14 protein-coding genes are annotated in these 14,386 nt (G+C 61.5%); 10 read left to right on the top strand and 4 right to left on the bottom strand.

Annotated features, from left to right (window positions below):
• Positions 1–252: hypothetical protein (locus tag DW796_RS10645; protein ID WP_222847476.1), on the top strand; the 252-nt coding region annotated here is incomplete at its 5' end.
• Between the two features lie 250 nt (positions 253–502).
• Here DW796_RS10645 and DW796_RS06775 read toward each other — a convergent pair.
• Positions 503–1,363 carry a DegV family protein gene (locus tag DW796_RS06775; protein WP_118094656.1) on the bottom strand — a complete coding sequence of 287 codons (861 nt, stop codon included), beginning with the start codon at positions 1,361–1,363 and terminating at the stop codon, positions 503–505.
• A 156-nt stretch (positions 1,364–1,519) separates the two neighbouring features.
• On the opposite strand from DW796_RS06775, the gene DW796_RS06770 reads away from it, so the two are divergent.
• From DW796_RS06770 to DW796_RS06730, 9 genes are all read left to right on the top strand, one after another.
• Positions 1,520–2,182 (top strand): HAD hydrolase-like protein, encoded by a 663-nt coding sequence (locus DW796_RS06770; protein WP_118094655.1) that lies wholly within the window; start codon positions 1,520–1,522, stop codon positions 2,180–2,182.
• Positions 2,183–2,236: 54 nt separating this feature from the next.
• On the top strand, positions 2,237–3,673 hold the full coding sequence (locus DW796_RS06765) for a M20 family metallopeptidase (protein WP_118094654.1): 1,437 nt from the start codon (positions 2,237–2,239) through the stop codon (positions 3,671–3,673).
• A 319-nt stretch (positions 3,674–3,992) separates the two neighbouring features.
• Positions 3,993–4,931 (top strand): phosphate ABC transporter substrate-binding protein, encoded by a 939-nt coding sequence (locus tag DW796_RS06760; RefSeq protein WP_118094653.1) that lies wholly within the window; start codon positions 3,993–3,995, stop codon positions 4,929–4,931.
• Between the two features lie 24 nt (positions 4,932–4,955).
• On the top strand, positions 4,956–5,864 hold the full coding sequence (gene pstC, locus DW796_RS06755) for a phosphate ABC transporter permease subunit PstC (protein WP_118094652.1): 909 nt from the start codon (positions 4,956–4,958) through the stop codon (positions 5,862–5,864).
• Positions 5,857–6,783 (top strand): phosphate ABC transporter permease PstA, encoded by a 927-nt coding sequence (gene pstA / locus DW796_RS06750; RefSeq protein ID WP_187362384.1) that lies wholly within the window; start codon positions 5,857–5,859, stop codon positions 6,781–6,783. The genes pstC and pstA overlap by 8 nt, the downstream gene beginning before the upstream one ends.
• A complete protein-coding gene (gene pstB, locus DW796_RS06745) occupies positions 6,780–7,652 on the top strand; it encodes a phosphate ABC transporter ATP-binding protein PstB (RefSeq protein ID WP_118094650.1) in 873 nt (290 codons plus the stop codon). Before pstA ends, pstB begins: the two co-directional genes overlap by 4 nt.
• 163 nt (positions 7,653–7,815) lie before the next feature.
• The gene (locus DW796_RS06740) at positions 7,816–9,675 is read left to right on the top strand and encodes an ABC-F family ATP-binding cassette domain-containing protein (RefSeq protein WP_118094649.1); all 1,860 of its coding nucleotides are present in this window, start codon (positions 7,816–7,818) and stop codon (positions 9,673–9,675) included.
• A gap of 6 nt (positions 9,676–9,681) precedes the next feature.
• Positions 9,682–10,452, top strand: coding sequence for a Cof-type HAD-IIB family hydrolase (locus tag DW796_RS06735; protein WP_118094648.1), 771 nt, complete (start codon positions 9,682–9,684; stop codon positions 10,450–10,452).
• 212 nt (positions 10,453–10,664) lie between these two features.
• Positions 10,665–11,054 carry a metal-dependent transcriptional regulator gene (locus DW796_RS06730; RefSeq protein ID WP_117637290.1) on the top strand — a complete coding sequence of 130 codons (390 nt, stop codon included), beginning with the start codon at positions 10,665–10,667 and terminating at the stop codon, positions 11,052–11,054.
• A 279-nt stretch (positions 11,055–11,333) separates the two neighbouring features.
• Here the strand turns inward: DW796_RS06730 and DW796_RS06725 are convergent, their stop codons facing one another.
• The 3 genes from DW796_RS06725 to DW796_RS06715 all read right to left on the bottom strand — a co-directional run bounded on the left by DW796_RS06725 (position 11,334) and on the right by DW796_RS06715 (position 14,033).
• Positions 11,334–13,286 carry a heavy metal translocating P-type ATPase gene (locus DW796_RS06725; RefSeq protein WP_187362383.1) on the bottom strand — a complete coding sequence of 651 codons (1,953 nt, stop codon included), beginning with the start codon at positions 13,284–13,286 and terminating at the stop codon, positions 11,334–11,336.
• 99 nt (positions 13,287–13,385) lie between these two features.
• Entirely contained in the window at positions 13,386–13,604 is a 219-nt protein-coding gene (locus DW796_RS06720) for a cation transporter (protein ID WP_089572082.1), read from the bottom strand.
• 63 nt (positions 13,605–13,667) lie between these two features.
• Positions 13,668–14,033 (bottom strand): helix-turn-helix transcriptional regulator, encoded by a 366-nt coding sequence (locus tag DW796_RS06715; protein ID WP_055252065.1) that lies wholly within the window; start codon positions 14,031–14,033, stop codon positions 13,668–13,670.
• Between the last annotated feature and the right edge of the window lie 353 nt (positions 14,034–14,386).

The raw sequence follows: 14,386 nt of genomic DNA, 5'->3' as shown, positions 1-14,386 counted from the left end.
CTTGCAGCGACGGACCTCGGGACGCTCTTACACCACGTCTGCGCGCGCCACCTCGGATTGGATATAATCAACCCTCTAAACATGGCGATTCGGGACTTTATGACGCTCGGAATTGGCGGAAGATGGCAAATTCAGCCAGATTTCGCTGTTACTAAACTGGTAACAGTACTCATATTTGCCATTTTTTGCCCAGAGGGTATCGCAAGGGGGTTGGATAAAGCATCGATCGCCTGCAATGGCTCAATTGGGTAGTTGGGCGGCAATTGGGTTGCGGCGTAATGGGGAGCTATTCGCGGTCTTTCGACTAAAACGGCCCCTTTACCGCCGCCATTCCTAAAGAGATGCCGGCGCGTCTTGAGTTGGGGCGCGCCGGCGTGATGGCTTTACTGTGACTGGGTGCACCTCGGTTGTTCGACTGTCCCGGCATGTCCTACCTAGCCAGGCAGACCTTTCTTAGCGTTTAACGTTTGCCCAGATAAAACCTGCCAAAATAAACCTGTCCCTAATTGGCAGGTTGGTAGCGGGGGCAGTAGCTGATGGCGATGGCATCGACGCCTACGTGGGTGGCGATGGTGCAGCCGATGGGGCCAGTGCCGGCGTCTACGTAGTCCTGGCCTGCGAGTGCCTGGTTGACGAGCTCTTGCTCCTCGGCGGCGCCGGTCGTGAGCACGCGCACGCTTGAGCCCGGGTGCTCGTCCAAAAACGCGAGGCAATCTGCCATGGTGTTGGCGACGATGCGCTTGGCGCCGCGGCCCTTTTTGATTGCCTTGATCTCGCCCGATTTCCACTCCGGCGAAACGGCCAGGCGAATGTTGAGCATCTGCGTCAGCTGGCCGGCGAGCTTGGGGGCGCGGCCGTTTTTGACCAGGTTCTCGAGCGTGCGGGGAATCAGCAGCAGGTGGGCTTCGGGCAGCGTCGCGCGGATCTGCGCCTCGGTCTCGTCCAAGCTGCGGCCGTCCTCGCGCATGGCAAGCGCGTACTCCACCAGCAGGCCCTCGGCGCCCGAGCCGGTGCGCGAATCGATGCAGCGCACGTCGAGCTCGTGGGTCTCGGCGACCAGGCATGCGTTGGAATAGCAGGCGGACCACTCGCTGCACAGCGAGATAAAGATCGCGCTGTCGTGGCCATCGGCGCGTACGCGGTCAAACAGCGCCTTGAACTCGCCGGCGCTCGGCTGCGAGGTGTGCGGCAGCTGCTCGGAGCCGGCCATGCGGGCGACGTATTCCTCGGCGGTAATCTGCACCTGGTCGAGCAGGTCCTCGCCCTCGATAATCACATGCAGCGGAATCACGTAAATGCCGAGCTCTTGGGCACGGGCGGGGGAGATGTCCGACGTGGAGTCGGTTATGATGGCAAAAGACATAATTGCACCTTTCGTTGGGGCGCGGCAGCGCCGCCTTCTGAAAGCAAAGTGCGACAAGTATAGTGGAGTTGCTCTACATTGCTAGGTTCAATCGTTGAATAGTCAACAGTTTGAAGCGGTGGTGTGGAAATCATCAACTGGGGAAGAAGGGTGCCGATGGCGGCATTGCAACTTTGCGAGCGGCCGGTTGTGCTGTTCGATTTTGACGGCACGGTGGCCGATACGGGTCGGGCAGTGATGACCTCGACGCGCAAGACGCTGGCTGCGCGCGGGTTTTCGGAGACGCAGATGGGTGATCTGCGCCGCATGATCGGGCCGCCCCTGTGGAAGAGCTTTCACGACTTTTATGGCTTCTCCCGCGAGGAGTCGCTTGTGGTGGCCGACGAGTACCGTGCCTTTTTTGATGAGCTGGGACCGGAAGAGTATCCCGTGTTCGACGGAATCCCCGAGCTGCTCGATGGCCTTGTCGCGCAGGGGCATCGCTTGGCCGTGGCAACGTCACGCATGGAGGCAAAGTGCATTGACATGGTGGGCGAGCTGGGGCTTTCTCAGTTTGAGGCGGTGGTTGGCATGAATCCGCCGCAGGGGCGCGAGACCAAGGCCGATTCGGTCCGCGATGCCCTGGCAGAGCTCGGTGCGACGGCGGGCGATGCCGTGATGATCGGCGATCGCTTTAACGATGTGGAGGGCGCGCACGCGATGGGCGTGCCGTGCATTGGTATCTATTCGGGCGCGGCGGCGCCGGGCGAGCACGAGGCGGCGGGTGCCGATGCAGTGGTGCACTCGGTGGCCGAGCTTGCTAAACTTTTCGCTATATAAGTATGTGACGTGAGGGACGGGCGTACCCGTCGCTCATTGGTAAGGAGGCCGTCCATGAATCAGGTGGAGCAGAGCGTCGCTGAGTATGTCGACGAGGTCTGGGAAGATGTCGTCGCCGATATCGAGCAGCTGGTGAGTTATCCGTCCGTGGCAGTTTCTGCCGATGCGGAGCCCGGCGCGCCGTTTGGCCACCCGGTCCGTGACGCGCTCGATTGCGCGCTCGGCATTGCGCAAAAGCTCGGCTACCAGACGAGCGACGACGAGGGCTATGTGGGCATTGCCGATATCCCGGGCCGCGGCGACAAGCAGCTCGCGACCATTTGCCATGTGGACGTGGTTCCCGCCGGTCCCGGTTGGAACACCGATCCGTTTGCGATGGAGCGCCGCGAGGGCTGGCTGCTCGGTCGCGGCGTGATCGACGACAAGGGTCCGGCGGTGCTGTCGCTCTACGCCGGCGCCTATCTGCTCAAGCACGGCATCACCCCGCGCTACACCTTCCGCGCGCTGCTGGGCTGCGATGAGGAAGTGGGCATGTCCGACGTTCACCATTATCTGGAGAACCACGCGAACCCCGACTTTCTGTTTACGCCCGATGCCGAGTTCCCGGTCTGTAATGCCGAGAAGGGTCAGTTTGGGGCGACGTTTGTGAGCTCCAAGATCGACGGCGGGCGCATTGTGTCCTGGAGCGGTGCCGAGGCGAGCAACGCTATTCCGTCGCAGTCTATCTGCGAGCTTGCGATTGCCGTCGATGAGCTGCCGGCGCCCGTTGAGAACGCCGATCGCCTGGAGGTCACGGCACTCGATAACGGGCATGCGCAGATTTTCGCCCACGGCATTGGCGGTCATGCTTCGATGCCCGAGGGGACAATCAACGCCGTCGGCCTGATCGTGACGTACCTGCGCGAGGCCGAGGACGCGTTTGGTGCGCGCGACGAGCGCCTGCTGACGCCTGCCGAGCACGAGTTCGTCAAGTTCCTGGCCTTTGTGCATGCGGACGCCTATGGTCGCGGCCTGGGTATCGATGCGACGAGTCCGGCGTTTGGCCCGCTTACCTGCAACGCTGGCGTCATCCGCGTGGCGGATGGCCATATTGAGCAGGTCATCGACGTGCGCTTCCCCGACAGCACGAGTGCCGATACCATCCGCGAGCAGCTCGATCCGCTCGTGGGCCGTTTTGGCGTGACGTGCCGTGTGGGTCGTGCGAAGGTGCCGTTCTCGGTCTCTGCCGACGATCCGGCCGTGAAGGCGCTTATTGATACCTATAACGAGTTTACGGGCAAGCATGCTGAGCCCTTTGCCATGGGCGGCGGCACGTACGCGCGCAACTTTGCCCGCGCCGTCTCGTTTGGCCCCGAGGAGACCGGTCTGGAGCTGCCCGAGTGGGGCGGCCAGATGCACGGTCCCAACGAGTGCGCCAACGAGGAACAGCTCAAGCAGGCGCTCAAGATTTATATCGTGGCGATCTTACGTTTGAACGAGCTTGAGCTTTAAGGCTGCGGCGTTTTAACAACTTAGCACCCCTTTCGTCCGGGCTTTTTAAGTTGCGGTGGAATAGTTCCTAGAATGGGCCATTTGATGGCCAAGCAGGAACTATTTCACCGCAACTTTGTTTTTATTGGTGTAAAAGGCGGGTCATGCTTGGTGGCGGGTTTGTTATTCGTTTGTAAAGCCGAGCCGCGCTTGCGGTAAGGGTCTATCAGATGCCCGTAATAAAGCGCAGCTGACGCGGGCGCTGCCCGATCGAGACCGTATCTTTCCAAACAGCAAAGCGGGCAGGGTGCCCGCGAGTCGCTTGTATGAAAGGAAGATCATGCTCGATCAGGCTTATTCTCGTCGTCAGTTCCTCGGCCTCGCTGGTGGTCTTGCCAGCATCGTCGGTCTCGGTCTCGTTGGTTGCGGCGGCTCCAACGCCGCCAACACCGCTGCTGAGGGTAGCGCCGCTGCTGCCGAGTCCGTCTCCGGCGAGGTGACCTACGACGGCGCCTCCTCGTTCCAGGCTCTCGTCGAGGCTGCTGCCGAGAAGTTTATGGATGCCAATCCCGACGTCTCCGTCTCCGGTTCGGGCAACGGTTCGGGCAAGGGCCTGACCGCTGTTGCCGCCGGCACCGTTACTATCGGTAACTCCGACGTCTTCGCCGAGACCAAGCTCGAGGCCGACCAGGTCAAGAATCTCGCCGATCACGAGGTTGCCGTCGTGGGCATGGGCCCCGTCGTCTCCAAGAACGTGACGGTCGACGACCTGTCCCTCGAGCAGCTCAAGGGCATCTTCTCCGGTCAGATCACCAACTGGAAGGAGGTCGGCGGCGACGACGCCAAGATCGTCGTCCTCAACCGCAAGGCCGGCTCCGGTACCCGCGCCACCTTCGAGGCTGCCGTCTTTGGCGACGAGGCCGTCGACTTTAAGGGCGACGCCGAGCTTGACAAGTCCGGCGACGTCCAGACTCAGATGGGCAGCACCGACAATGCCATCTCCTACCTCGACTTCTCGCACTTCGACGACTCCAAGTTCAACGCCATCAAGGTCGAGGGCGTGGAGCCCAAGAGCGCAAACGTCACCGACGACTCCTTCAAGATCTGGGCTACCGAGCACATGTACTGCGCGAAGGACGCCGACGAGGCCACCAAGGCCTTCCTGGAGTTCATGCTTTCCGACGACGTCCAGGGCAAGCTCGTCGAGGAGCAGGGCTTTATCCCCGTCTCTGCCATGAAGGTCGTCAAGGACGCCAGCGGCAAGGTATCCGCTAAATAAGTAATCGCCCCGGAAAGGTTTGCAATGGCAAAACAGCTGCCAAAGCGCGACCTTGAGAACGTGGGCCTGGGCGTCACGGGCGCGTGCGTAGCGCTCGTGACGCTTGTCGTTGCCGCGCTCATCTTTATGGTCGCCCAAAAGGGCCTCTCGGCATTTGTTAAGGACGGCGTTTCGGTCGTCGAGTTCTTCACCGGCACCAAGTGGGACCTGGCCAACACGGCCGAAAACGGCCTGCCCTATACCGGCGCCCTGCCTCTGATCATCACCTCGTTTGCGGTCATGGTGCTCTCCACACTCATCGCGCTGCCCATCGCCATCGGCTCTGCCATCTTTGCGGTCGAGATTAGCCCTAAGTTTGGCTCCAAGGTCTTTCAGCCGCTTATTGAGCTTTTGACCGGCATTCCCTCGGTCGTCTTTGGCCTGATCGGCTTTCACGTGGTCGTCGGCCTTATGAAGAACGTTTTCCACGTGAGCACGGGCCTGGGTATCCTGCCCGGCGCCATCGTGCTGGCCGTCATGATTCTGCCGACGATGACTACGCTTTCGGTCGATGGCCTGCGCGCCGTGCCCGACAGCTACCGCCAGGGTTCGCTCGCGCTGGGCTACACCCGCTGGCAGACCATCTGGCACGTGGTGCTCAAGAGCGCTATGCCCTCGCTCATGACCGCGGTCATCCTGGGCATGACCCGCGCCTTTGGCGAAACGCTCGCCGTGCGCATGGTTATCGGCGGCATCGAGGCCATGCCGACGTCGCTGCTGTCGCCTGCGTCCACCATCACCACCACGCTTGCCACGTCCATGGCGGTCTATGCCGAGGGTTCGGCCCAGGACGACGTCTTGTGGGCGCTCGGCCTGCTGCTGATGGGCATGAGTCTCATCTTTATCCTGATCATCCATCTCATTGGCCGCAAGGGGGCGAAGGCTCGTGGCTAGCACGCGCATCCTTATCGACGAGGCGAGACTCGGGCGTGTCCAAAAGCAGGACCGCATCGCCACGGGCGTGCTGACGGCAATCGTCGCCATCGTCATGCTCATCGTCGTCTCCATGGTGGCCTATATTCTGTTCGAGGGCATCTCGACGCTGTTCCAGCCGGGATTTCTCACGCAGCCCGCACGCGCCAACGGAACGCAGGGCGGCGTGCTCTACCAGCTGTTCGACTCGTTCTACCTACTGCTGATCACCTTAGGTATCTCGGTGCCCATCAGCCTGGGCGGCGCGGTCTTCCTGGTCGAGTACGCGCCGGACGGCCCCATCCGCGACATCGCCTCCACCGCCATCGAGACGCTGTCCTCGCTGCCCTCCATTGTCGTAGGCATGTTCGGCTTTCTGGTGTTCTCGGTGCAGCTGGGCTGGAAGTACTCCATCATCTCCGGCGCCGTCGCGCTCACCATGTTCAACATCCCCATCCTGGTGCGCGTGATTCAGCAGGCGCTCGAGGACGTGCCGCATGCCCAGCGCGATGCGTGCCTGGCCATGGGCCTCACTCGCTGGGAGGCCACACTGCACATCCTGATTCCCGAGGCCATGCCCGCCATCGTGACCGGCATCGTGCTTTCGGCCGGCCGCGTGTTTGGCGAGGCCGCGGCGCTGCTCTTTACCTCGGGCATGAGCTCGCCGGTTCGCCTGAACTTCTTGAGCTTTAACCTGTCGAGCCCCACCTGCGCCTGGAACGTGTTCCGTCCCGGCGAGTCGCTGGCCGTGCACATCTACAAGATCTATGGCGAGGGCAGCCCCGAGGCCCAGCAGATCGTCTGGGGCACCGCGGCACTGCTGATGATTTGCGTGCTGCTGTTTAACGTAGTCGCCCGTATCGTAGGCAAGCAACTGGCAAGGAGGATGACGGCCGAATGAGCGAGATGAATGCGACGCCCGCAACCGAGGCGGCATCGTCCGACACCCAGGACTTTTTGTCGAGCGTGGGGGAGAGCGAGAAACGTGTTCGCGTGAGCGGCAAGGCCGTGAGCGACGAGGTCGTGGTCTCCACCAAGGACGTCAATGTGTACTATGGCGACCACCATGCGCTGCACAATACGTCGCTCGACTTCCACAAGGGTGAGATCACGGCGCTCATCGGGCCTTCGGGCTGTGGCAAGTCGACCTTTTTGCGTAGCCTCAACCTAATGAATCGCGAGATTCGCGGTTGCCGCGTGGAGGGTGAGATCAACTACCGCGGGCGCAACGTGAACACCAAGACCGAGAACACCTACGAGCTGCGTCGGTCTATTGGCATGGTGTTCCAGCAGCCCAATCCGTTCCGCAAGTCCATTCGCGACAACATCACGTTTGCGCCCAAGCGCCACGGCATCACCGACCGTGACGAGCTCGGCCGCATGGTCGAGGAGAGTCTGCGCGGCGCGGCGCTGTGGGACGAGGTCAAGGACAAGCTCGACAAGAGCGCCTACGCGCTTTCGGGCGGCCAGCAACAGCGTCTGTGCATTGCGCGCACGCTCGCGCTCAACCCCGATGTGATCCTGTTTGACGAGCCCTGCTCGGCGCTCGACCCCATCTCGACGCTGGCGATCGAGGACCTGATGTCGTCGATCGTGGCCGACCGCGCCATCGTCATCGTGACGCACAACATGGAGCAGGCGTCGCGTGTGTCCAACCGCACGGCGTTCTTCTACATGGGCGATATGGTCGAGTACGACGAGACCGACGAGATTTTCCAGCGGCCCAAGGATAAGCGGCTGAATGATTACCTCACCGGCATGTTCTCCTAGTCCGGAACATGCTTGAGGCCCGCGGCGGCCACGGTCGCCACGGGACTGATTGGAGAGGCGGGTCATCTCTTGCGGGAGATGGTCCGCCTTTTTGTGTCGTGTGCGCCCCGCCTTTTCGCTGCTATCATGGACAACGTTGAATTTCTACGAAGGAGCAGGGCATATGGCGATTCTTTTGGGATGCGATTCCATCAGCCTAGAGTTTCCCACCAAGCATATTTTCGATAGCGTGACGCTCGGCGTGGGCGAGGGCGACCGCATTGGCATTGTCGGTAAAAACGGCGACGGCAAGTCGACGCTGCTGAGCGTGCTCGCCGGCACGCTGGAGCCCGATGACGGACGCGTGACGCATCGCCGCGGCACGACGATCGGATTGCTCGGCCAAAAGGACCAGCTTGTCGACACCGATACTGTGCATCATGCCGTCGTGGGCGACGCGCCCGAGTATGAGTGGGCGTCGAGCCCGCGTACACGTCAGATCCTGGCCGGCCTTATTAGCGACGTGCCCTGGGAGGGCACGGTGGGCGAGCTTTCGGGCGGCCAGCGCCGTCGCGTGGACCTCGCGCGCCTGCTGATCGGCGACTACGACGTGCTCATGCTCGATGAGCCCACCAACCACCTGGACATGCGCACCATCAACTGGCTCGCGCGTCACTTAAAGGCCCGCTGGCAGCGCGGTCAGGGCGCGATGCTCGTGGTCACGCACGACCGCTGGTTCTTGGACGAGGTCTGCACCAGCATGTGGGAGGTCCACGACGGCCAGGTCGATCCCTTTGAGGGCGGCTACTCGGCATACATCCTGCAGCGCGTGGAGCGCGACCGCATGGCCGCTGTCACCGAGGAGCGCCGCCGCAACATGGCGCGCAAGGAGCTCGCGTGGCTGAGCCGCGGCGCCCAGGCCCGTTCCACCAAGCCCAAGTTTCGCGTTGAGGCTGCTCGCGAGCTGATCGCCGACGTGCCGCCCGTGCGTGACGAGCTGGAGCTCAAGCGCCTGGCCGTGAGCCGCCTGGGCAAGCAGGTTATCGATGTGGTCGACGTGGACGCCGGCTATGCGGATACCGATGGCGCGCCCAAGCAGGTGCTCAACGACGTGACCTGGCTCATTGGTGCGGGCGACCGCTATGGTCTTTTGGGCGAGAACGGCGCCGGCAAGTCGACTTTGCTCGACGTGATCCAGGGCAAGATCGCGCCCCTGCGCGGCCGCGTGAAGATCGGCCAGACGGTGCGCTTTGGCGTGCTGTCGCAGCAGCTCGAGGAGCTCGAACCCTACATGGGCGACACGATCCGCGAGGTGCTCAGCCACTATAAGAAGTACTACGTCATTGACGGCAAGGAGACTTCACCTGAGAAGCTCTGCGAGCGTCTGGGCTTTACGACGCAGCAGCTCTGGAGCCGCATCGGCGATCTTTCGGGCGGCCAGCGCCGTCGCCTGTCGCTGCTGCTGACGATCCTGGACGAGCCCAACGTGCTCATCCTGGACGAGCCCGGCAACGACCTGGATACCGACATGCTGGCGATTGTCGAGGACTTGCTGGACGGCTGGCCCGGCACGCTGATTCTGGTGACGCACGACCGCTTTTTGATGGAGCGCGTGACCGACCAGCAGTGGGCGCTGCTCGACGGCCACCTGACGCATATGCCCGGCGGCGTCGACCAGTACCTGCGCCTGTGCAACGCCACCGCCGAGGGCGAGCCCGTGGGTGCACCGAGCGCCAAGACCGGTACGTTCGACACCGGTGCCGCGGCGGCTGCGGCCGAAAAGCCCAAGTCGAGCGGTCAGCCCAACGGCCTTTCCAATGCCGAGCGCCAAAAGCTCCGTCGTGAGGTGAGCTCGCTCGAGCGCAAGATGGAAACGCAGCGCGCTCGCGTGGAGGAGGCCGAGGCCGCCATGGCCCAGGTCGATCCCACCAACTACACGGCGCTGGGCGAGCAGCAGGCAAAGATCGACGAGGCCCACGCCGCCATGGACGAGCTGGAGATGGCGTGGCTCGAGGCGAGTGAAAAGCTCGAGGGCGAGGAGTAGGCGAGGATGATCAAGGCCGCGTTTTTTGATATCGACGGCACGCTGCTGAGCTTTGAGACGCACCGGATTCCGGCGTCGGCGCAGCAGGTGCTCGACAGCTTTCACGAGCAGGGGATTGCGTGCGTCATTGCCACGGGTCGCCCGACCTACCAGATGCCCGATTGGCTGTTCGATCTTGGTTGGGATGCGTACATTACGCTTTCGGGCCAGCACTGTTTTGATGCCGAGGGCGTTTACCGTAGCTGCCCGATCGATCCGGACGACGTTGCGGTGATTGTGGACCAGGTGGCCGAGGGGCGCTACGACTCGCTGTGCATGCAGGGCGAGAACTCGTTTGTGAACCGCCTGTCCGAGCGCGTGGTGACGGCCGGCAGCAACGCGGGAATTGTCTACCACGAGGAGCCGTTTGAGCATGCCTTCGATGCGCCGGTCTACCAGTTCTGCGCCTTTGTGGACCCTGCCGACGAACATATCGTGACCGACGCGGTGTCGCATTCTCTCACTACGCGCTGGTGTGATTTGTTCTGCGACATTATCCCTGCCAACGGCGGTAAGGACCTGGGTGTCGCGGCGACGCTGGAACGCCTGGGTGTCGACGCGAGCGAGGCGATTGCCTTTGGCGACGGCGAGAACGACCTGTCGATGTTCTCGGCCGTGGGCACAAGTGTGGCCATGGGCAACGCGCAGGAGACCGTGAAAGCTGCAGCGACCTATGTGACGACCGCCGTGGATGACGACGGCATCTACAACGCCGCCAAGCACTTTGGCCTGCTATAGCTACGGATTCGGCACTTGGGGACGTTCCTTTTGCGCCGGCAGTCGGGGGCACTCCTTGCGGGGCGTGTCCCCGCTTTGTTTTCGTCCCGTGCGTTTTGTGAAACACGGTTAACTTTTTAGACAACGTAGTAAGACATAGGCAACTTTTGCGGTAAAGTAAATCAAGCAAAAGTATCCAAAGGCTAACTAGAAGCCATCGCGAAAGGCGGCCCATGGCCCTGCGTGAATCCGGAGAAGACTATCTCGAATCGATCTACGTTCTGTCGGAACGTCAGGGCACCGTGCGCTCGATCGACGTTGCGGAGTACCTCGGCGTAACCAAGGCGAGCGTTTCCAAGGCCATGGCGACGCTGGAAAGCAACGGCTATGTCGAAATGGGCAAACGCGACGTGCATCTGACGGAACGCGGTCTTGAGGTTGCCCGTCAAATGTGGGAGCGCCACTGCTTTTTTGTAGGTCTGCTAGAGGACGCAGGCGTAACGCCCGAGGTTGCCTCGCAAGAGGGCTGTCACATGGAGCACTGCCTGAGCGAGGAGAGTTTCGAGAAGCTAAGGTCGATGCTGAGGCGGGAAGATGTAGCGGGTCCAAAAACAGAAGCCTAACTGACCCACAGTAGCGCGGAGTTCACGCAAAGCGCGAACCAGCGACCGGGACCAGCGGCCCTTTCGGCCAAGTCCATTTCAGCAAAGGAACCCCGCCAGCAAGCGATGCCCAAGAACCGCCAGCTGTGTCAATGCAGGCCGGGGCCGGGCTTGGTTTTGAAAACACTCCGCAGCGCGAGGCCCGCCTTTCCGTTGCTCCGCAGGAGCAGGAAAGACGGGCCTCATGCGCGAGGACGTTTTCAAAACCAAGCCCGGCCCCGGCCGGAGGGACCACGAGCGCTACAGGTTCTTGACACCCATCGCGCGCATGGCGTTCAGGATGGCGATGATCGCCACGCCTACGTCGCCAAAGACGGCAAGCCACATATTGGCGATACCCAGCGCTGCCAGCACAAGGATCAGCAGCTTAATGCCCAGCGCAAAGATTATGTTCTGCCAAACAATCGACATGGTCTTGCGCGCCACGCGGATCGCGCGGGAAATGTTGGACGGCTTGTCGTCCATCAGCACCACGTCGGCGGCCTCGATCGCGGCGTCGGAGCCCATGGCGCCCATGGCAATGCCCACATCGGCGCGCGTAAGCACAGGCGCGTCGTTGATACCGTCGCCGACAAAGGCGAGCTTGCCCTTGCCACTTTCGGCCGCGAGTAGCGCCTCAACGCGCTCGACCTTGTCGCCCGGCAGGAGCTGCGCGTGGAACTCGTCGAGACCGAGTTGCTTGGCCACAGACGCTGCAACCTCCTCGCGGTCGCCCGTGAGCATGACGGTGCGGTTGATACCGGCGGCATGCAGGTCGCGAATCGTTTGCTCCGCATCGGCCTTAACGGTGTCTGCAATCACGATGTGGCCGGCGTACACGCCGTCAACGAGCACGTGGAGGATCGTGCCGACAACCTCACAGTCCGGTGCTTCAACGCCGGCCGCGGCGAGCATCTTGGCGTTGCCAACGACGACGTGCTTGCCGTCGATGGTTGCCGTCACGCCGTGGCCCGCGTCGTTGGCGGAGTCGCTCACGCGCTTGGGGTCGACCTCGCCCTGGTAGGCGTTGCGCACGGACTGCGCGATGGGGTGATCGGAGAACGATTCAGCAAGGGCTGCGACTTCAAGCAACGATTGTTCGGTATGGCCAGCCTCGGGGTGCACCGCGACGACTGAGAACGTGCCGTTGGTGAGGGTGCCCGTTTTGTCGAAGACGACGGTGTCCACGTCGGCGAGCGTCTCGAGGTAGTTGGAGCCCTTGATGAGAACGCCCAGCTTGGACGCGCCGCCGATGCCGCCAAAGAAACTCAACGGTACGCTGATCACGAGGGCGCATGGGCAGCTGACGACCAGGAAGGTCAGGCCGCGCAGGATCCAATCGGACCAAGCGCCAGTCACCAGGCCGCCGCCAAGCGCGAGCACCGCGGCAGCGCCAGTGACGGCGGGCGTGTAGACGCGGGCAAAGCGCGTGATGAAGTTCTCGGTGCGCGCCTTCTTTTCGCTGGCATTCTCCACGAGCTCCAGAACACGCGCGACGGTTGACTCGCCAAAGGGCTTGGTGGTGCGCACGTGGATGAGGCCCGTCATGTTGATGCAACCGCTGATGATATCGTCGCCGGTCTTGGCCGGGCGGGGGACCGACTCGCCCGTGAGTGCGGCGGTGTCGAGCTGGGTTTCGCCCTCGACGATGACGCCGTCGATAGGCACGCGCTCGCCGGGCTTGACCACGATCACGGTGCCGACGGCGATGTCATCGGGAAAGACCTGTTCGAGTGTGCCGTCGGCTTGCTCGACGTTAGCGTAGTCGGGCGCGATGTTCATCATGGCACTGATCGACTTGCGGCTCTTGCCCACGGCGTATGCCTGGAACAACTCGCCGACCTGGTAGAACAGCATGACAGCGGCGCCTTCGGCCATGTGCGGGTCGGTGTCGGGGAAGAGCACCATGGCAAACGCGCCGATGGTCGCGACGGCCATGAGGAAGCTCTCGTCGAAGGCCTTGCCGCGGCGGATGTTATTGAATGCCTTTTGCAGTACGTCGTAGCCGGCAATCAAAAACGGCACGAGGAACAGCACAAAGCTGGCGTAGATGTTGCCGGGCTCCCCAAATGCGATAGTGAGGGCGCCGAGCTCGTCGAGGGCATAAACAACGGCAAAAATGCCCAGTGCTACCAGGATGCGGTTGCGCTTATGCTCAAGGGACTCTTTCTTCTTGCGCTTCTTCTTTTTCTTTTTGGGATCGGCGGCTGTCATGATTCAAACCTCTCATTTGAGTTTATGAACACTCGCTCATATAATTTCGCGAGCAAAGGCCGCGGCAAGCGCGGCCTCGCAGGTCAACGTATGCGCGGGTTAGAGAATGATCTCGCAGTCCGGCTCGGCGTCGGCGGTGAACTCAACGACGCGGTCCAGGACCTCGTCGAACTTGGCGTCGTCGGCCTCGAGCGTCAGCTTCTGGGTCATAAAGTTGACCGAAACGGACTTGACGCCCTCGAGCTTGGCAAGTTCGTCCTGAAGCTCGCGCGCGCAGTTGGCGCAATCGATCTCGTCGAGCTTGAACTGCTTTTTCATGGTGGGTTCCTTTCCCTGTGTTAGCGGTCTGGGTGCCGGCCGCGCTGATACCGTGGTTGATTGCTATTCGCAGATATGGCTCATGCCCTGGTTAAGCATGGTGTAGACGTGATCGTCGGCGAGCGAGTAGAGAATGTTGCGGCCGTCGCGGCGGAACTTGACCAGGTGCGACTGCTTAAGCGTGCGCAGCTGGTGCGATACTGCCGACTGCGAGGTTGCGGTCGCTTCGGCGATGTCAGCCACGCAGAGCTCGCGGCCCATGAGGGCATAGAGGATCTTGATGCGTGTGGTGTCGCTGAAGACCTTGAACAGGTCGGCCAGGTCGTACAACAGCTCCTCGTCGGGAAGGTCCTCGGGCGAGCAGGTGGTGGGGACGATCGGCTCGGTGGCCTCGATGCCAGTCTTTGTTTCATCAGCGTGGCTGCTCATTGTAACATCCTTTCATATGAACATGCGCTCATATAACTTACTTCCGATTATATGAGCGCATGTTCATATGTCAATACAATTTACGTTAATTTCGATGACTGCTTGCCGCCTCTGCGATTTTCTGCGGGTTGGGAGACATCGACGCAATGCTCGCCAACATATTTCGAGATGTTCGGCCAGCATGCTAAGAAAGCCACCTTGAGAAGCATTAGAACTGTTCATATTTGTACTTTATCGTGTTAAATACCGCGAGAATCAGTTCTTCCTCTACGGGAGCTCCTGCAGAATCAGTTTTATCTAAAGTTATATTGAGCATTGCTGCAGCCAATCTGGCACATCGGTGGCCGAATAAG

This window comes from Collinsella sp. AM31-2AC, from assembly GCF_003469285.1.
In the GTDB taxonomy this organism is placed as follows: Bacteria; Actinomycetota; Coriobacteriia; order Coriobacteriales; family Coriobacteriaceae; genus Collinsella; species Collinsella aerofaciens_AT.
This window is presented reverse-complemented; position numbering and strand designations above follow the sequence as displayed.